Raw genomic sequence first — 16,935 nt, 5'->3', positions numbered from 1 at the left:
CAATTCGGAAACCCCTGAAACGACGAGATCCCGCCCGATCGCGATGATCAGACGGGATCCCGTCAACTTCAGTCCGGCCGTTTCAAGAACGGCCCTGGGTGGAGATGAGGGGATTCGAACCCCTGACCCCTTCGATGCGAACGAAGTGCGCTACCGGACTGCGCTACATCCCCAAGACCTCGACCAGATTAGCAAACAACCGAGGGTCCTCGCGCCACAGTATTCAGTCACCCACCGCTCGCCGAGGCGGTTCGGCGTACTGGTCGAAGAGAACGTCCCCCTGCGCCCCCGTGAACTCGATGACCTCGGCCTCCCTGGCCGCGAGTTCCTCGGCGCGCCGGCGGGCGCGGATGCGGCGGGTGCGGTCGCGGGCCTGGAGGGCGCGCTGGCGGCGTTCGCGGTCGACCTTGACGGCGATGCGCAGGAACACGAGGTAGAGCAGCATGACGGCGCCGGACGGGGCGACGCCCCACCAGGGGATCATCTGGACCGAGGCCGTGACCACCGAGGCCACCACCAGCAGGATGGTGAAGAACAGCAACCGCCGCCGGCGCGCTACGATGATCGCCCGCCGCCGGTAACGGAACTGGCGCGGGTCGACGCGTTCGGTCTCCACCGGCTCCTCGTCAGGCGCGGTGGTGAGGTCGGGGATCTGGTGTTCGCCGGTGTAGTGCTCTTCGAGCTCGGCCAGTTCGGCGAGGTTGGATTTGTCCCGGCGCAGCCACATGGGCACCAGCACGCAGAGCCACATGATGACGATGGCGAGGTAGAGGAGAGCACCGCTCACAGGCACCTCCGGGCAGCACGAGAACGCCTCGGTGCGTCGGGCGTTCTCATTGTGCTCACGTCACGCACCGTAAGACCGCGTGTCACTGATTGACGAGCATTCGATGCGGTGTGTCGCGAGATCGTCAAACCTCTTCCACGGACGACCGGGCGCGACGCCACTGTACGAGCAGGCCGCCGGGGACGTCCTCCGCGGTCAGCGCGTAGCAGATGTGGTCGCGCCAGGCTCCGTCGATGTGGAGTTGGCGACGCCGAATGCCTTCTTCCCGGAAGCCCAGTTTCTCAACCACTCTACGGCTGGCTTGGTTCTCGGGGCGGATGTTCGCCTCGATCCGGTGCAGGCCGGTGGTGAAGAAGCAGTGGTCGACGGCCATGGCGAGGGCGGTCGGGGTGATGCCGCGGCCGGCGAGCGCGCCGTCGATCCAGTAGCCGACCTGGGCGGATCGGGCCGAGCCCCAGACGATGGCGCCGATGGTGAGCTGTCCGGCGAAGCGGCCGCGGTAGGTGACTACCCAGGGCAGGGCGAGGCCCTGCCGGGCCTCGCGGCGCAGGGTGGCGACCATGGTGAGGTACGGGCCGAGCCCGGTGCGGAAGAGCGGTGTCTCGGGGTTGCTCGGCTCCCAGGGGCGCAGCCAGTCGGCGTTGCGTACCCGGGTGTCGCGCCAGACGCGTGCGTCGCTCAGCCGGAGCGGCCTGAGGGACACCGGGCCCTCGGTCAGCGTCGCAGGCCAGCCGCGTAGTCGATCCACATCTGACATCATCCCCCGATTCGGCGCGATGCCGCCACGGGTCTGGTGGCGCATCTGAGGTCAGCGTGGGTGGTCGCCGCCGCGGATCTGGTCGACGGCGTGCTTGAGCACGGGGGCGAGCACGGCGACGCCGTCGCGGACACCTCCGCTGGAGCCGGGCAGGTTGACGATGAGGGTGTGGCCTGCCTGGCCGGCGAGGCCGCGGGAGAGGATCGCGGTGGGCACCTGGTCACGGTTGGCGGCGCGGATGGTCTCGGCGATGCCGGGGATCTCGCGGGTGATCACGCGGGCGGTCATCTCGGGGGTCCGGTCGGTGGGGGTGAGGCCGGTGCCGCCGGTCGTCACGATCAGGTCGTACGCCTTGGTGACGCCGTGGCGCAGGGCGGCCTCGACGGGTTCGCCGTCGGGGACGACGAGTGGGCCCTCGACGGTGCAGCCGGCCTCGGTGAGCAAGGAAACCAGGAGCGGTCCTGACTTATCGGCATAAATCCCGGCGGACGCCCGGTTCGACACCGTCACCACCAGCGCCCTGATCACGCCCGCCTCCACTCGCCGGTCTTGCCGCCCGTCTTCTCCTCGACCCGGATGTCGGTGATCACCGCTGCGGGGTCGGCCGCCTTCACCATGTCGAACAGCGCCAGCGCCGCCGTCGACACCGCCGTGAGCGCCTCCATCTCCACGCCGGTGCGGTCGGCAGTCTTGACCCGGGCGGTGATCGTCACCCCCCAGTCGGCCACGTCGAGCGTCACCTTGACGCCGTGGATGGCGATGGGGTGGCACAGCGGGATGAGGTCGGGTGTCCGCTTGGCGCCCATGATGCCGGCGATGCGGGCCACGCCGAGCGCGTCGCCCTTGGGCACGTCGCCGGAGCGCAGCAGCGCCACCACCTCGGGCGACAGCAGCACCCGGCCGGTGGCCGTCGCGGTGCGGGCGCTGACGTCCTTGGCGGACACGTCCACCATGCGCGCGGCGCCGGTCTCGTCGACGTGCGTCAGCTCGCTCACAGCCTGATCACCTCCACCTGCTCGCCGGCGGGCACCTCGGTGACGTCCTCCGGCACCACGATGAGCGCGTTGGCGGAGGCCAGGGCGGCGAGCTGGTGTGATCCCTGGCCGTGCACGGGGGCGACGGAGCCGTCGGAACCGAGCATGCCACGCAGGAACGACCTCTTGCCGGCCGGGGAGCGCAGCGGCGCCGTGGTGCGGACGGTGACGGTGGCGGGCGGCCCCGCCGGGAGGCCGCGCATCTTGTCGAGCGCGGGCCGGACGAAGAGCGTGAACGACACGAACGACGAGACGGGGTTGCCGGGCAGCGCGAAGATCGGCACCTGGTCGTCGCCGACGGTGCCGAACCCCTGGGGCATGCCGGGCTGCATGGCGACCTTGTCGAACCGTACGGTGCCGAGCGGGCCGAGGGCTTCCTTGACCGGCTCGTACGCGCCCATGGACACCCCGCCGCTGGTCACGACGGCGTCGGCGCGGACGAGCTGGGCGTCGAGACGCTCCAGGAACGCAGCCGGGTCGTCGCCCACGGTGGGGGCGCGGAAGCCGTCGGCGCCGGCGGAGCGGGCGGCGGCAGTGAGCGTGAAGCTGTTGGAGTCCCAGATCTGGCCGGGGCCGAGCGGCAGCCCCGGCTCGATCAGCTCGGCGCCGGTCGCGAGCACGACGACGCGCGGCCTGGGCCGGGCCAGGACGCGGCGGCGGCCGACGCCGGCGATGATGCCGAGCTGGGCGGGGCCGATGACGGTGCCGGGCTTGAGCACGACCGCGCCGGCCTGCACGTCCTCGCCGGCCAGGCGGATGGCGTTGCCCTCCCGCACGGTCTCCTCGATGCGGACCTGGACGGTACCGCCGTCGGTCAGCTCGACGGGCACCACGGTGTCGGCCCCCGAGGGCATCGGGCCGCCGGTCATGATGCGGACGGCGTGGCCGGGGCCGACGGCGAGCAGTTCGCCGGCCCCGGCCGCCACGTCGTCGATCACCGGCAGCGTGACCGGCGCGTCCGCGATGTCGCTCGCTCGTACGGCATATCCGTCCATGGCGGAGTTGGCGAACGGCGGGAGCGGCACCGGGGAGGTGATCTCTTCCGCGAGCGTGGCGCCGAGGGCCTGCTCCAGCTCCAGCTCCAGCGGCGCGAGCGGGCGCACCGTGGCGAGGATGTCGGCCAGGTGCGCGTCAACCGATTTCATCGAGGAACTCCCGCAGCCAGGGCAGGAAGTCGGGGGCGAGGTCGGGCCGGTCGGCCGCGAACTTCACGACCGTGCGCAGGTAGTCGAGCTTGTCGCCGGTGTCGTAGCGGCGGCCGCGGAACAGCACGCCGTGCACCGGCCCGCCCTTGTCGGCGTCGCGGCCGGCGAGGGTGCGCAGCGCGTCGGTGAGCTGGATCTCGCCGCCGCGGCCCGGCGGGGTCTCCTCCAGCACGGCGAAGACCTCCGGGTCGAGCACGTAGCGCCCGATGATCGCCCAGTTGGAGGGCGCCTCCTCGACCGGAGGCTTCTCCACCAGGTCGACGACCTTGACGACGTCGTCCTCGCCGGTCGCCTCGATGGTCGCGACCCCGTACAGCGAGACCTGCTCCCTGGGGACCTCCATCAGCGCGATCACACTGCCGCCGTACGCGCCGCGCACCTCGATCATGCGCTGCAGCAGCGGGTCGCGCCGGTCGATCAGGTCGTCGCCGAGCAGGCAGGCGAACGGGTGGTCGCCGACGTGCTGCTTGGCGCAGAGGACCGCGTGCCCGAGCCCCTTGGGCTCGCCCTGCCGCACGTAGTGCAGGGTCGCCAGTGAGGCCGGCTCGCGGACCTGGGACAACCGGTGCTCGTCGCCCTTCGCCTCGAGCACGTCCTCCAGCTCGTACGCGCGGTCGAAATGATCCTCTATGGACCGCTTGTTCTTGCCAGTGACCATCAGCACGTCGAGCAGGCCAGCGGAGGCGGCCTCCTCGACGACATACTGGATGGCGGGCTTGTCGACGATGGGCAACATCTCCTTGGGTGTCGCCTTGGTCGCCGGAAGGAACCGGGTGCCCAGACCCGCGGCGGGCACGACGGCTTTCGTCACAGGGTCGAAGTCAGCCATGCCTAGACCCTAGTGGAGGTACCTGTGGACAAGCCGCACCTGCGTCGCGAACTGCTCGCGGCGCGCGCCTCGCTCACCCCCGATCAGCTCCGCGCGAACGCCACCAAAGTCCGCGAAACCCTGCTCGACCAGCCCTGGGTCCAGATGGCCGGGCTGGTCGCCTGCTACTGGTCGATCGGCGCCGAGCCCGGGACGCACGGGCTGGTGTTCGCGCTGTGGAAGCACGGCGCGACCGTGATGCTGCCGGTCCTGCGCGAGGACGACGACCTCGACTGGGCGGTGTACGACGGGCCTGACACCCTGGCGCCGGGCCGGTTCGGCCTGATGGAGCCGGTCGACACGCGGCGCGGAGTCGACGCGATCCGCACGGCGGCGCTGGTGATCGCGCCCGCGCTGGCCGTGGACCGGCGCACCGGGGTGCGGCTGGGCCGCGGCGGCGGCTCGTTCGACCGGGCGCTGGCCCGGGTCGGGCCGAACGTGCCGACCGTCGCGCCGCTGCACGAGGGCGAGCTCAGGGACGACATCCCGGCGGAACCGCACGATCGGGCCGTCCGCTTTGCGATCACACCTTCGGGACTAATTAAACTTACCTAGACACAGGTGATCAAAGGGGGCCAGATGACGCTGGATGTCTGGCTCCTCGTCAGTGCCGTCATCGTCATCGCCGCCGTCATCTCGGTACGGGTCGCGCACCGCAGCGGGCTGCCCAGTCTGCTGCTGTTCCTCGGGTTCGGGCTGGCCCTGGGAGACGCCGGGTTCGGCATCCCGTTCGCCGATCCCGGCCTGGCCAAGGACATCGGCTTCCTGGCGCTCGCGGTGATCCTGGCCGAGGGCGGCCTGACCACGAACTGGAGTCAGGTCCGCCGATCGGTGCCGCTGGCGCTGATCCTGGCCACGGTCGGCGTCGCGGTCAGCATCCTGGCCGTGGCCATCCCCGTCCGTTACCTGCTGGGCGTCGACACCATCACCGCGCTGATCATCGGCGCGGTGCTGGCGCCGACGGACGCCGCCGCGGTGTTCTCCGTCCTGCGCCGGCTGCCCCTGCCGCCCCGGCTGGCGGGCATCCTGGAGGCGGAGTCCGGCTTCAACGACGCCCCGACGGTGCTCGCCGTGGTGCTGCTGAGCGGCACCGTCCACGCGTCGCCCGACCTCGGCTCGTTCCTCGTCGAGACCGGCAGCGAGCTGGCCATCGGCGCCGCCGTCGGGCTGGCGATCGGCCCGGCGGGCGCGTTCGCGCTGCGCCGCATCGCGCTGCCCGTCTCGGGCCTCTACCCGATCGCGGTGCTGGGCCTCACCCTCTTCTCGTACGCGGGAGGGGCGCTGCTGCACGGCTCCGGCTTCCTCGCGATCTACTTGACCGCGCTCGTCCTGGGCAACTCGAAGCTGCCGCACCGAGCCGCCACCCGGGGGTTCGCGGAGGGCATGGCGTGGCTGGCGCAGATCGGGCTGTTCGTGATGCTGGGCCTGCTGGCCAGCCCGATGGAGATGTCGTCGGCGATCGTGCCGGGGCTCATCGCCGGCACGGTCATGCTGGTGCTGGCACGGCCGCTCGCGGTGCTGGTCAGCGCGTCTCTCGGGCGGCTGATCGGGCAGGGCTGGGTGCCGTGGCGGGAGCAGGCCTTCCTGTCGTGGGCGGGGCTGCGCGGCGCGATCCCGATCGTGCTGGCCACGATCCCGTGGGCTGCCGGGGTCGAGGGCTCCAAGGACATCTTCAACGAGGTGTTCGTGATCGTCATCGTGTTCACCCTGCTCCAGGGGCCCACGCTGCCGTGGGCCGCCCGCCTGCTCAAGGTGACCACACCCGTCGAGGCGCACGAGCTGGAGGTGGAGGCGGCTCCGCTGGAGGAGCTGAACGCCGACCTGCTGCAGGTGTCGGTGCCGCCCGGGTCACGGCTGCACGGGGTGGAGATCTTCGAGCTGCGGCTGCCGCGCGACGCCCAGGTGACGCTGGTCGTGCGCGACGGCAGGTCGTTCGTGCCCGGCGAGACCACTCGGATCAGGGCCGACGACCAGCTCCTGCTCGTCACCACCGCCGCCACCCGTGACCAGGTCGAACACCGGTTACGCGCCGTCAGCCGCCGCGGCAAGCTCGCCGGATGGTACGGGGAGCGGGGATTGGAATAGGCGTTTGACCGCATCGGTTACCATTAGCAGTCGCAAGGCATGAGTGCCAAAGCCTGCTAGGAGGAACGCGTGCCGACCTACCAGTACGCCTGCAACGACTGCGCCGAGCAGCTCGAGGTCGTTCAGAAATTCAGTGACGACGCGTTGACCGTGTGCCCCGCGTGCGAGGGGCAGCTGCGCAAGGTGTTCTCGGCGGTCGGGATCGTCTTCAAGGGCTCGGGCTTCTACAAGACCGACAACCGCTCGTCGTCGGGCTCCTCCTCGTCCTCTTCCTCGAAGTCCGACAGCTCGTCCTCTTCGAAGTCCGAGTCGAAGTCGGACAGCAAGCCCGCCGAGTCGGCCCCCGCCCCCGCCGCCGCCTCCAACTAGCGAGGGCGGTCCACCAGGGCTCCGAGCAGATCCGGAGCGACCCGGTCGAGCAGCTCCTCCAGCTGCGGATGCGGCCCCCAGTCGGCGACCGACCTGCTCAGCGCCTCGCGTGAGCAACGCAGCAGCCGCAGCGCGGCTTCCTGGCCGCGCTCGGTGAGCCGCAGCATCTCGCCGTCCGCCGAACGCTCCAGAAACCCGTCGTCGACGAGCTGGTCGGCGTACGGTCTGCCCTGCTCCCTGCTGACCCGCGCCCGTTCCGCCAGGGCGGCGGCCGACACCCAGCCCTTGCCGCCCAGCCGGGCGATGATCCACACCCCTTCCGGCCTCATGCCCGCCAGCCCGGCCAGATCGCCCATCCGGGTGTAGTAGCCCGTGCGCAGCTCGGCGTCGGCGAGCCGGACCAGGCCCCGCTCCACCTCCTCCAGCGACGAACGCTCGGCGGACGTCGCGCCCAGGCATTCGCCCAGGTCGGCCGCCTTCGTCGTCTCCCTGAGCCGCTGCTGCGGGATGAACCACGACAGCAGGAACGCCACCAGCATGACCGGCGCCGCCACCCGGAACACCATGGCGATCGAGTCGGCGTACGCGTGGAGGAACTCGGCCGCGAGGCCGGGCGGCAGCCGCCGGACCACCGTGGGATCCTTCTGCACCTCGGCCGGGTCGAACCCCGGCGGCAGCGACGACCCGGCCAGCACCTCGCGCACGTCCTGCGCGAGCCGCCCGGTGAAGACCGCCCCGAGCGCCGCGACCCCGAACGACCCGCCGATCGACCGGAAGAACGTCGCCCCCGACGTGGCCACCCCGAGGTCCTTGAACGAGACCGCGTTCTGCACCACGATCACCAGCACCTGCATGGTCATGCCGATGCCCACGCCGAGGATCAGCAGGTAGACCGCCAGGGCCGGCATGCCGCTCGACTCGGTCAGCGTCGACAGCAGGAACATCCCCACGGTCGCGATGCCCGTGCCCGCGATCGGCAGGAAGCGGTATTTACCGGTCTTCGAGATGACGAACCCGCTCACGACCGACAGCGTGAGCATGCCCGCCATCATCGGCAGCAGGTAGACCCCCGACAACGTGGCGCTCACCCCGTGGACCACCTGCAGGTAGAGAGGCAGGTACGTGAGCGCGCCGAACATCCCGAACCCGACCACGAATCCCACGACCGACGACGCCGCGAATGCCTGGTTCCTGAACAGGGCGAGCGGCAGCACCGGCTCACGCGCCCGGCGCTCGGCCGCCACCCAGCCGGCCAGCATCACGACCGCCGCCACCGCCAGCCCGACGATCACCGGGTCGGCCCACGGGTAGACGGTGCCGCCCCAGGTGGCGATCAGCACCAGGCAGGACGTCGCGCCGCCCAGCAGGACCACGCCCGCGTAGTCGATGGTGTGGCGGGCGCGCTGGCGGTCGCCGGGCAGCGCGGCGGTGATCACGAGCAGCGCGACGGCGCCGAGCGGCAGGTTGACGTAGAACACCCAGTGCCACGACAGATGGTCGACGAACAGGCCGCCGACCAGCGGCCCGACGACGCTCGACACGGCGAACACGGCGCCGAAGAACCCCTGGTACTTCCCCCGGTCGCGGGCCGAGACCACGTCGCCCACGATGGCCTGGGCCAGCACCATCAGCCCGCCGCCGCCGAGTCCCTGGAGGCCGCGGAAGCCGATCAGCTCGCCCATGTTACGGCTGAGCCCGCACAGCGCCGAGCCGGTCAGGAAGATCACGATGGCGGCGATGAACAGCCGCTTGCGCCCGTACTGGTCGCCGAGCTTGCCCCACAGCGGCGTGGACACCGTCGAGGCGAGGATGTAGGCCGTCACCACCCACGACAGGTGATCGAGCCCGCCCAGGTCGCCGACGATCGTGGGCAGCGCCGTGGACACGATGGTCTGGTCGAGCGCGGCCAGCAGCATGCCGAGCATCAGCGCGATGATGATCAGCCCGAGGCCCCGTTGCCGCATGCGCCGATAATACGCCGCGTATCGTATCGGCCACGTTGGGTGGTCGCGCCTTGTCCACAGCCCTCACCCCGCCCGCCCGCGATATCCACAGAACGAGATTCGGCCTCTTCGACCCCATTCCCCCGCCCGCTACTCTCAGCGCCATGGTCATTCGCGCAGACATCGGCGTCATCGGCGGCTCCGGCTTCTACTCCCTGCTCGACGAGGCGGAGGAGGTGGAGGTCGCCACCCCCTACGGCCCGCCCAGCGACGTCGTCACGGTGGGCCGCATCGGCTCGCGTCCGGTGGCCTTCATCCCCCGCCACGGCCGGGACCACCGGTTCCCGCCCCACCGCATCCCCTACCGCGCCAACCTGTGGGCCCTGCGCTCCCTCGGCGTCCGCCAGGTCCTCGCCCCCAGCGCGGTCGGCTCGCTGAAGCCCGAGCTCGGCCCCGGCGCGATCGTGGTCCCCGACCAGCTCGTCGACCGCACCTCCGGCCGCGCCCAGACCTACTACGACGCCGGCGGCGCGGTCCACGTCTCCTTCGCCGACCCCTACTGCCCGTCGGGCCGCGAGGTCGCCGTCGCCGCCGCCCGCGCCGGCGAGTGGCAGACCGCCGACGGCGGCACGCTCGTGGTCATCGAGGGCCCGCGCTTCTCGACCAGGGCCGAGTCGCAGTGGTTCCAGCGCAACGGCTGGACCATCGTCGGCATGACCGGCTTCCCCGAGGCCGCGCTCGCCCGCGAGCTGGCCCTCTGCTACACCTCGCTGTCGCTGGTGACCGACCACGACGCCGGCGTGGAGGCCGGCGAGGGCGTCACCCACGAAGAGGTGCTGGCGTTCTTCGCCCGCAACGTCGCCCGCATGCGCACCCTCGTCTCCGACACGGTCCAGGCCCTGCCGGAGGAACGCACGTGCTCCTGCGGCTCCGCCCTCGACGGCATCAAGCTTCCCTTCGAGCTGCCGTGATCCGCGCCTGGCTGCGGCGGTGCGAGCGGCGCCGCCGCCTCGTCGCCGCGGTCCTGGCCGCCCTCGGCGTCCTGTGCGGCCACCTCGCGCTGCGCCCGCCCGCGGGCCCGGCCGTGCTGGTCGCCGCCCGCGACCTGTCACCCGGCGTGCTCCGTCCCGGCGACCTGCGCGCCGTGCCCATGCCCGCCCCGCCCGACGGCGCCCTCCGCACGGGCGCCACCGGCCGCGTCCTGGCCGCCCCCATGCGCCGCGGCGAGCCGCTCACCGACGCCCGCCTCCTCGACCGCTTACGCCTGCCGCCCGGCATGGTCGCCACCCCCGTACGCATCTCCGACCCCGACGCCGTGCGCCTGATCTCCCCCGGCTCCCGCATCGGCGTCCTCGCCGCCGGCGACACCCAGACCGCCTCCCTGGTCGCCGACGACGTGACCGTGCTGACCATCCCGTCGGCCGACGACGACCACGGCGCCCTCGTCGTCCTGGCCACCACTCTCACCCAGGCGGAGTCCCTGGCAGGCGCCCAGGCGTCGGGCCACCTGTCCATCGCCATCAAACCGGCCTGAAGGCCCTCGTGTGATCGAGAATGGCGTCGACGACCGTGTCCCACTGGGCGCGAGGGAAGACCTCGTGACCGGTTTGCTCCATCGCCATGAAACGTGCGCCGGGGATCTCCTCGGCCAGGGCGCGTCCGTGCTCGATGGGGAACATCGGGTCCTCGGTGCCGTGCAGCACCAACGTCGGCGCGGTGATCTGCCCGAGCCGGCCCCGCCACGGCTCCCCGGCATCGATCATGAAAGGGTTGGTCAGCTGGGCGGCGATGTTCGTGGTGCGTCCGGCCACCCGGGCGGCCATGGCCCGCATGCCCGCCTCGTCGAACGGCCTTGAGGCGGCGGCGAACGGCCGCTCGGCCTCCACCAGGTAATCGATGACGCCTGCCCGGTCGGACCAGTCGGGCCCGGGGTCTTCCTCCGCGAACAGGGCCTGGAGGTCCGCCGACATCCGCGGCAGGTCCGGATGCTCGTGCCCGGGCCCGCCGGGCGTGGCGGAGGCGAGGGTGAGCGAGGCGACCCGGCCGGGGTGATCGAGCGCCAGAAGCTGACCGATCGCCGCGCCCTGCGACATGCCGACGACGTGGGCGCTGGTCAAGCCGAGGGCCTCGATCAGGCAGGCGGCATCGGCGACCAGGTCACGCAGCTCGTACGCCGGCGCTCCCGCCGGATAGTTCGTCGACAGGCCGGCGTCCCGGCTGTCGTAGCGGATGACGTATCGGCCCCCGGCCACCAGTCGCCGGACGAAGTCCTCTTCCCATGCCAGCAGTGAGTGACCCGCGCCATGGACCAGCAGGATCGCGGGATGCTCCGGCCGGCCGAAGGACTCCGTGCTCAGCTCGACCCCGTTGACCTCGATCATGCGCTGCTCGAACGACATCACGCCTCCGCTCTTTGGTTACATGTAACGAAGACGATAGAGGAAGTCTCGTTACATGTCACGAAAATTCCTTACACTGATCCCCATGACGAGACCGCGACCGCAAGAAGAGACCGCGCGCCAGGCCTGGGCGGCCTACCGCAGGCTGCACCTGCTCGTGGACGCGGAGATCGCGCGCGACCTGGAGCGGGACACCGGCCTGTCGATGGCCGACTACGAGGTGCTGGACGCGGTGGCGGCGATGTCCGACGGCGAGCACTGCATCCGGGTGAACGGCCTCACCGCCCGGATGAACTGGGCCCACAGCCGGCTGTCCCGCCAACTCGGCCGGATGGAACGGCGAGGGCTGATCGCCCGCCAAGCCTGCGAGCTCGACGGCCGCGGCGACGACGTCGCGCTCACCGAGTCAGGCCGGCAGGTCTACGCCGAGGCCGCCCCGGCCCATCTCGCCTCGATCCACCGCCACTTCACCGCGTCGCTGTCCGCACAACAACTGGAAGCCCTGATCGGCATCGAGCAGACCATCGGCGCGTCGGCGACGAGCATGCGTGAAGAGCCCTAAAGCACCGAGTCGGCCTCGGGATCGTACTCCCAGTGCCACGGCTCGAACGGGCTGCGGTAGGCCCAGTCGGGGTGGATCCACCCGTACTTCTTGCCGTACTTCTCCAGCCAGTTGAACTCCGCCGACCGGAACCTCTCCACCCCGCCACACAGGTCCACGGCCAGCCCCAGCCCGTGGTTGCTCTTCCCCGGCACGGCCGCGAACCCCGGCCGCCGGTAGTAGACCGACTGCTGCTCCGCCAGGCTCCGGTAGGCGTCCGTTACGCACATCGGCCTGCCGAACTGCTTGCGGTAGGCCTCGTTCAGGCTGACGAACGCGATCGCCGCGTCCGCCCGCAGGCTGTGCCCCTTCTGCTGCAACGGGCAGAGCATGCTCGTCGGGATCAGCCCGTTGGGGTAGTCGTTGGCCGTGGCCGCCCGCAGCGGGTTGCACCCGAGCGCCGCCTTCTCCACCTTGTCGATCTTGATGCCGAGCTTCACCAGCTGCTGGGTCAGCGACTTGACGACCTTGTCGGACTTCTTCCTGAGCAGGTCGATCTCCGCCGCCATCTGCGCCTCGGCGAGCAGGTTGCCCGCCCGCAACTCCTGCGCGTCGCCGGCCAGCCGCTGCGTGTGCAGGGTGAGCGTGCTCGTCTCCTCCACCGCGTGCTGCCGCACCGTGACCATGTGGTTGACGTTCGCCAGCGCCCGCAAGGTATCGCTGTTGGAGTCACCGGCCAGGAACGACGCCACCCCGTCGGCGCCGACGGGCTGCTGGTAGAGCAGCTCGGCCAGTTGCGACACCGGCCGCCGCACCTGCGCGAGCTGCCGCTCCGCCACCTCAAGGGCCTTCAGCTTCTCCTTGAGCTCCTTCTCGGCGGCGGCGAAGTCCGTGCGGCGCTTCTCCAGAGCCTTGGTGGCGTCCTCCAGCTCCTGGGCGGAACGCTGCGCTTCCTTGCGCAGCGCGGTGAGGTCCTTCGGGTTCTCGTTCTCCGCGGTCTCTCGTACGGCCTGCTGACCGGCATCCGCGGCCTGCCCGGCGGCCTGGGCCGCCCCGGCCACGGGCACGCCCGCCAGGGAGGTCATCGTCATGACAACCGCGATCAGACCTGCTGACCGAGGGGCTGGCACGTTCGACTCCTCCGCTTTGCAAACTCGTGACGCGGGTCCGGCACGCACGTTACTACAGCCCTCTGAGTGTCCGGACCGAACTCCGGAGAGCCGTTATGACATGAACGACGCTTTTGCCCCTTCAAGACGACCGCTGCCCTTGTCTGTCAGTACGCGGCGGACAGGCTTGCGGTTCTATGGCGAGCGGGATTCAGGGCGGCTGGGCTCTGGACGGGCTGGACTTTTGGACGGCCGGGCTTCCGGCAGGCTCTTGGCATTCGGCGCCCTCGGCTTTCGGCACGCTTGGCCTTCGGCGCCTTGGGCCTCCTGCACCCCCGGCCTCCTGCACCCCGACTTCCGGGAGGCTCGGCTCCGGGAAGCCCGGCTTCCGGGAGGCTCGGCTTCGGGCACCTGAGCTTCCGGGAGGCTTGGCATCGGGCACCTGGGCTTCTGACGTACCTCGGCTTCTGGCACAGCGGGACTTCTGGGGCAGGGAGGCTGCTGGGGCTCAGGACGCGGCTCCGAGCCCCAGCCACCCCCACACCGGGAGTCAGTCACGGCGCCGCGACCCGGCCGCCACCCTCCGCTCATGCTCCCGGCAGAACTCCCACAGCCACGTGTCCTCCCACTCCTCCGGACACGCCTCCGCAGTCGGCGACGGCTTGCCCCGTGACGTCTCCCTCACCACGTCCTCCGGCTCCCGAGTCCGCGACCGAACCTTGGGCGCCACCACAGCTCTCACCACCGGCGCCTCCTCAACGACCGGAGCAGGTGCCACCTGAGCAGGCACCGGCGCCCCGAACGCCCGTACCGGATGAGCCGGCGCAGGCGCGACCACCGGCCCGAACACGACCGGCCTCTCCCCTGCCACCACACCCCGCCGACCACCCACCCGCTCGTCCCGCCCCGCTTCCCCGGCCGCCAACCCAGCAGCGAAGATCGCCGGCGCCAGCAGCGCCGCAAACAGCACCACCGGCCGCCGGCGCGCCTGCCTCCGTCGCCTCGCATCCACAGGTGGGACGGTATCCGCGTCACCTGTCCCGAAAGGTGATCACTTGCCAGGGCTTTACCGCAGCTCACACCACCCATGACGTGGGCTCCGGCAAGTCACCGGGGCCGGGTGGCACACGGAGGGCCGGACTTTCGCTAGGCTTGGTCTGTCCGCCTCCGTAGCTCAGGGGATAGAGCACCGCTCTCCTAAAGCGGGTGCCGCAGGTTCGAATCCTGCCGGGGGCACTCTCTTCGACCAGGGTTTTCGCCCGTTGACCTGCGGTTTCTCAGCCGCAGGTCTTTTGCTTTCTTGATCCTTCGTAGGCCGTTGAGGGCACCCGTATGCAGCCGTAGGACCTTGATCACGGGAGATACACGGGATGATCTTGAGGGTCCTTCGACCATGCCGACCAGGGAAAACACAAGCGTGTTGACCACATAGAGCCCCAGAAGGGACCGTCAAGCCTTCGAGAGACTCCGCTCGGCTGATATCAGACCAATCCCGACGATTCGGTTGCTACGGCGTCTCCACCGCAGTCCAATGGCCTCACACCTCGATCTCGTGTCCGTCACCGCGCCCGAGGGAGTCGCGCATGACCCGGGAGCAAGTGGAACAGGCGTTACGCCGAGCGGAGCAACTCACCGACGAGGCCCGGACCAGCCTCGACCGAGCGGTGACGCTGATGGCGCAGAACATCTGGACCGGGCCGGCCGCGCAACGCTTCGGCCAGGAGCTCACCGGTCAGCGTCAGGTCCTGCTCAATGCTTGCACCGAGGCAGTCGACGAACTACGAGCACTGCTCGCCCGTACGCCCGCCGACAGTCCAGGCTGAGCCGTGGGCGGGCTTGAAGGCATGGTCCCCGAGGGCGTCCGGGCGTTGAAGGCGACCATGCACACCGCTGAGACCTCTCTGGGCTCCATCGGCGACGAGTTATGGGAGTTGCTGAGAGGGGCCTGGTTATCGCCCGTCGCGGCCAACAAGATCCGCCAGGTTGCGGGGTGGGCCGGACAGCAAGGCCCGGAACTCAACCGGCGGTTACTGCTCTTGGAGCGAATGGAACTCGACAAGCCGGAGCTGTTCGGCAACGGCAAGCACGTCATGGTGGATGAGGCGTTGCTCGCGCCCGGCGCGGTGCTCCCGGTGACCGGGGGTTTCTGGGACCGCCTAGGTCAGCAGATCCAAGCAACCTTCGACCCGAACCTCAACTCCGGCGACCCGATGATCGAACTCGCCAAGGGCGCCGTCGAGGGCGCAACCGGAGTAGGCGAAACCGTGCTCAAGATGACCCCCAACCGCATCATCTTCGACTACTGGGGGTGGGAACGCGACGCCGGAGACGTCGCCCAAGCAGTGATCGCGGGCGTTCAGGATCCGCTCGGGTTCGCCAAGGCAGCGGCGGACTGGGACACCTGGATAACCAACCCAGAGCGAGCCTTCGGACGCCTCATCCCGGACATCCTGGCTGCCCTCGGATCAGGCGGGTCGAGCAGCATAGTCTCTGGCGGCAAGCGCGTTGCCGGTGCTCTGGCGAAGGCCGCCGAGAGCACGAGGGTACGCCCTTCAGGGAAGACATCGTCACTGGACAACGGGACTCCTGGCTCCGTAGACCAAGGAACTCCGCCGCTGTTCCGGGGCGACGGCCGGCGAACGGAGAGGATATTCGAGAACGGCATGACCGCCCGCAACCCTGAGATGGGCCTCGAAGAACATATGACCGGCGGGAACGGCTTGATCGCGGCTTCCGAAAGTAAGAACGTGGCACGAGGGTTCGCGATCAAACATAAGGGCTTCATCTACGAGATAGACAACTGGGGCAACGGCGAGCCCGTGAAATACAGGGACGGCGTCAAGTACCTGCTGCCTGAGCAGGAAGTTGTGTTCAAGCGGATCGAACCGGGCCAGATCAGGGGTGCTTGGCGGTTAGGCCGATTCGACCAGCCGGACACGTGGATACCCAACCCGAACTATGAACCGAGGTGAGCATGTACCGGCTTGAAGCAGTAAATCTCGCAGATGAGTCACGCCTGCCATGCGTCGTAACGCTACGGGACATCGAAGACGACGATATTTGCGAACTCCGCTTCGACCGGCAGAACGCTGCGCCTCTGGTGTTCCGATCACCAGTGGACTTCGAGGACACGCTGACGGAGTTGAGGCAGGAACTTGAGCGCCAGGGCCTGCTCTTGCTGTGCAACAGGTTCCGCCGGAACGCGTTCGTCTCCTCGATGGCCCGGCAGATGAGTACGGGCCTGTCCTGCTATCTCGTGAGCCCCGGCCAGCCGGTAGACCCTGAGAAGCTCGTCGACTCCCTCGGCCCGGCCCCCAGGGAGGCCGTGGTTCTCGCGGAGGAAGCGGCGAAGTACATCGAGGGCTGGATCGCCGGCTTCGACGAGTGATGGCGCTGACTATCGACCGTAGACCTGGTGGCATACCCGGTTGTGCAGACGGGACGCAGGGCGGGAAGGCGGGAACAGCGCGTCGCACCTCGCGGCGATCAAAGGAACCAGCGGGTTTCCGGTACCGCGATGCGCGCCCCTGCTCTCGGTCGCTCTACCTCGGCCCGCGGATACGGAGGGCTTCCTACGCGGTTCGACCCGAACTACGCGCTGCCTCCGGTGACGGCTCACGCCCGATGCTTCTGCCCGTTCACGCTTCACGGTTTTCACTGGCGTAGATTTCGGGCTTGGCACGGTAGAGGCCCGAGCGCTGTTCGTGGGCTCTGGCGACGGGGGAAGCGATACGGCCGGCTTCTCTGCCGTACTCAGGTGGTGTGTTGTCCCCGTGGCGCCTCTCGACCCCTCGGAGGCCCCGCCGGTGCCTGAGACGCTCGACCAGACGCCGAGAAC

18 protein-coding genes and 2 tRNA genes are annotated in these 16,935 nt (G+C 69.9%); 10 read left to right on the top strand and 10 right to left on the bottom strand.

What is annotated here, in order from left to right; genetic code table 11:
* Nucleotides 1-99 precede the first annotated feature (99 nt).
* From ACIBF7_RS40545 to galU, 7 genes are all read right to left on the bottom strand, one after another.
* Nucleotides 100-173 (bottom strand) — tRNA-Ala (locus ACIBF7_RS40545).
* Nucleotides 174-223: 50 nt separating this feature from the next.
* Nucleotides 224-787, bottom strand: coding sequence for a hypothetical protein (locus tag ACIBF7_RS40540; RefSeq protein ID WP_397199500.1), 564 nt, complete (start codon nucleotides 785-787; stop codon nucleotides 224-226).
* Nucleotides 788-911: 124 nt separating this feature from the next.
* Nucleotides 912-1,544, bottom strand: a complete 633-nt coding sequence (locus ACIBF7_RS40535; RefSeq protein ID WP_364233721.1) for a GNAT family protein — start codon at nucleotides 1,542-1,544, stop codon at nucleotides 912-914.
* Between the two features lie 51 nt (nucleotides 1,545-1,595).
* Nucleotides 1,596-2,072: a MogA/MoaB family molybdenum cofactor biosynthesis protein gene (locus ACIBF7_RS40530; protein ID WP_364233241.1), complete on the bottom strand. Its 477-nt coding sequence runs from the start codon at nucleotides 2,070-2,072 to the stop codon at nucleotides 1,596-1,598.
* Nucleotides 2,069-2,539 (bottom strand): cyclic pyranopterin monophosphate synthase MoaC, encoded by a 471-nt coding sequence (moaC, locus tag ACIBF7_RS40525; RefSeq protein WP_148029030.1) that lies wholly within the window; start codon nucleotides 2,537-2,539, stop codon nucleotides 2,069-2,071. Before moaC ends, ACIBF7_RS40530 begins: the two co-directional genes overlap by 4 nt.
* Complete coding sequence (glp, locus tag ACIBF7_RS40520) at nucleotides 2,536-3,723, bottom strand: gephyrin-like molybdotransferase Glp (RefSeq protein WP_271275766.1); 1,188 nt, start codon at nucleotides 3,721-3,723, stop codon at nucleotides 2,536-2,538. Before glp ends, moaC begins: the two co-directional genes overlap by 4 nt.
* Nucleotides 3,710-4,612, bottom strand: a complete 903-nt coding sequence (galU, locus tag ACIBF7_RS40515) for a UTP--glucose-1-phosphate uridylyltransferase GalU (protein ID WP_148029028.1) — start codon at nucleotides 4,610-4,612, stop codon at nucleotides 3,710-3,712. The genes glp and galU overlap by 14 nt, the downstream gene beginning before the upstream one ends.
* Nucleotides 4,613-4,636: 24 nt before the next feature.
* Between galU and ACIBF7_RS40510 the strand changes: the two genes are divergently transcribed.
* The 3 genes from ACIBF7_RS40510 to ACIBF7_RS40500 all read left to right on the top strand — a co-directional run bounded on the left by ACIBF7_RS40510 (nucleotide 4,637) and on the right by ACIBF7_RS40500 (nucleotide 7,105).
* Entirely contained in the window at nucleotides 4,637-5,206 is a 570-nt protein-coding gene (locus ACIBF7_RS40510) for a 5-formyltetrahydrofolate cyclo-ligase (RefSeq protein WP_148029027.1), read from the top strand.
* 24 nt (nucleotides 5,207-5,230) lie between these two features.
* Nucleotides 5,231-6,736, top strand: coding sequence for a potassium/proton antiporter (locus tag ACIBF7_RS40505; RefSeq protein ID WP_397199499.1), 1,506 nt, complete (start codon nucleotides 5,231-5,233; stop codon nucleotides 6,734-6,736).
* Nucleotides 6,737-6,805: 69 nt separating this feature from the next.
* Entirely contained in the window at nucleotides 6,806-7,105 is a 300-nt protein-coding gene (locus tag ACIBF7_RS40500; protein WP_219551114.1) for an FmdB family zinc ribbon protein, read from the top strand.
* Here ACIBF7_RS40500 and ACIBF7_RS40495 read toward each other — a convergent pair.
* Nucleotides 7,102-9,069 (bottom strand): MDR family MFS transporter, encoded by a 1,968-nt coding sequence (locus tag ACIBF7_RS40495; RefSeq protein ID WP_271275768.1) that lies wholly within the window; start codon nucleotides 9,067-9,069, stop codon nucleotides 7,102-7,104. The genes ACIBF7_RS40500 and ACIBF7_RS40495 overlap by 4 nt on opposite strands.
* Before the next feature lie 143 nt (nucleotides 9,070-9,212).
* Between ACIBF7_RS40495 and ACIBF7_RS40490 the strand changes: the two genes are divergently transcribed.
* Both ACIBF7_RS40490 and ACIBF7_RS40485 read left to right on the top strand, forming a co-directional pair.
* Nucleotides 9,213-10,019: an S-methyl-5'-thioadenosine phosphorylase gene (locus ACIBF7_RS40490; RefSeq protein WP_397199498.1), complete on the top strand. Its 807-nt coding sequence runs from the start codon at nucleotides 9,213-9,215 to the stop codon at nucleotides 10,017-10,019.
* A complete protein-coding gene (locus tag ACIBF7_RS40485) occupies nucleotides 10,016-10,582 on the top strand; it encodes an RcpC/CpaB family pilus assembly protein (protein ID WP_271275769.1) in 567 nt (188 codons plus the stop codon). The genes ACIBF7_RS40490 and ACIBF7_RS40485 overlap by 4 nt, the downstream gene beginning before the upstream one ends.
* Here the strand turns inward: ACIBF7_RS40485 and ACIBF7_RS40480 are convergent.
* Nucleotides 10,569-11,447, bottom strand: a complete 879-nt coding sequence (locus ACIBF7_RS40480) for an alpha/beta fold hydrolase (RefSeq protein ID WP_397199497.1) — start codon at nucleotides 11,445-11,447, stop codon at nucleotides 10,569-10,571. The genes ACIBF7_RS40485 and ACIBF7_RS40480 overlap by 14 nt on opposite strands.
* 85 nt (nucleotides 11,448-11,532) lie before the next feature.
* Here ACIBF7_RS40480 and ACIBF7_RS40475 point away from each other — a divergent pair, with 85 nt between their 5' ends.
* On the top strand, nucleotides 11,533-12,009 hold the full coding sequence (locus tag ACIBF7_RS40475; RefSeq protein WP_397199496.1) for a MarR family winged helix-turn-helix transcriptional regulator: 477 nt from the start codon (nucleotides 11,533-11,535) through the stop codon (nucleotides 12,007-12,009).
* On the opposite strand, the gene ACIBF7_RS40470 is transcribed toward ACIBF7_RS40475, so the two are convergent.
* Nucleotides 12,006-13,079 (bottom strand): D-alanyl-D-alanine carboxypeptidase family protein, encoded by a 1,074-nt coding sequence (locus ACIBF7_RS40470; protein WP_397199495.1) that lies wholly within the window; start codon nucleotides 13,077-13,079, stop codon nucleotides 12,006-12,008. The genes ACIBF7_RS40475 and ACIBF7_RS40470 overlap by 4 nt on opposite strands.
* Before the next feature lie 1,181 nt (nucleotides 13,080-14,260).
* Here ACIBF7_RS40470 and ACIBF7_RS40465 point away from each other — a divergent pair.
* From ACIBF7_RS40465 to ACIBF7_RS40450, 4 genes are all read left to right on the top strand, one after another.
* Nucleotides 14,261-14,333: transfer RNA gene (locus tag ACIBF7_RS40465), tRNA-Arg, on the top strand.
* A gap of 347 nt (nucleotides 14,334-14,680) precedes the next feature.
* Nucleotides 14,681-14,920: a hypothetical protein gene (locus ACIBF7_RS40460; RefSeq protein WP_397199494.1), complete on the top strand. Its 240-nt coding sequence runs from the start codon at nucleotides 14,681-14,683 to the stop codon at nucleotides 14,918-14,920.
* Between the two features lie 3 nt (nucleotides 14,921-14,923).
* Complete coding sequence (locus ACIBF7_RS40455; protein ID WP_397199493.1) at nucleotides 14,924-16,069, top strand: hypothetical protein; 1,146 nt, start codon at nucleotides 14,924-14,926, stop codon at nucleotides 16,067-16,069.
* Between the two features lie 2 nt (nucleotides 16,070-16,071).
* Nucleotides 16,072-16,485 carry a hypothetical protein gene (locus ACIBF7_RS40450; RefSeq protein WP_271275775.1) on the top strand — a complete coding sequence of 138 codons (414 nt, stop codon included), beginning with the start codon at nucleotides 16,072-16,074 and terminating at the stop codon, nucleotides 16,483-16,485.
* The last annotated feature ends 450 nt before the right edge of the window (nucleotides 16,486-16,935 follow it).

Origin of the sequence: Nonomuraea sp. NPDC050478 (assembly GCF_044458265.1) — a bacterium.
GTDB classification, from domain to species: Bacteria; Actinomycetota; Actinomycetes; order Streptosporangiales; family Streptosporangiaceae; genus Nonomuraea; species Nonomuraea ferruginea.
This window is presented reverse-complemented; position numbering and strand designations above follow the sequence as displayed.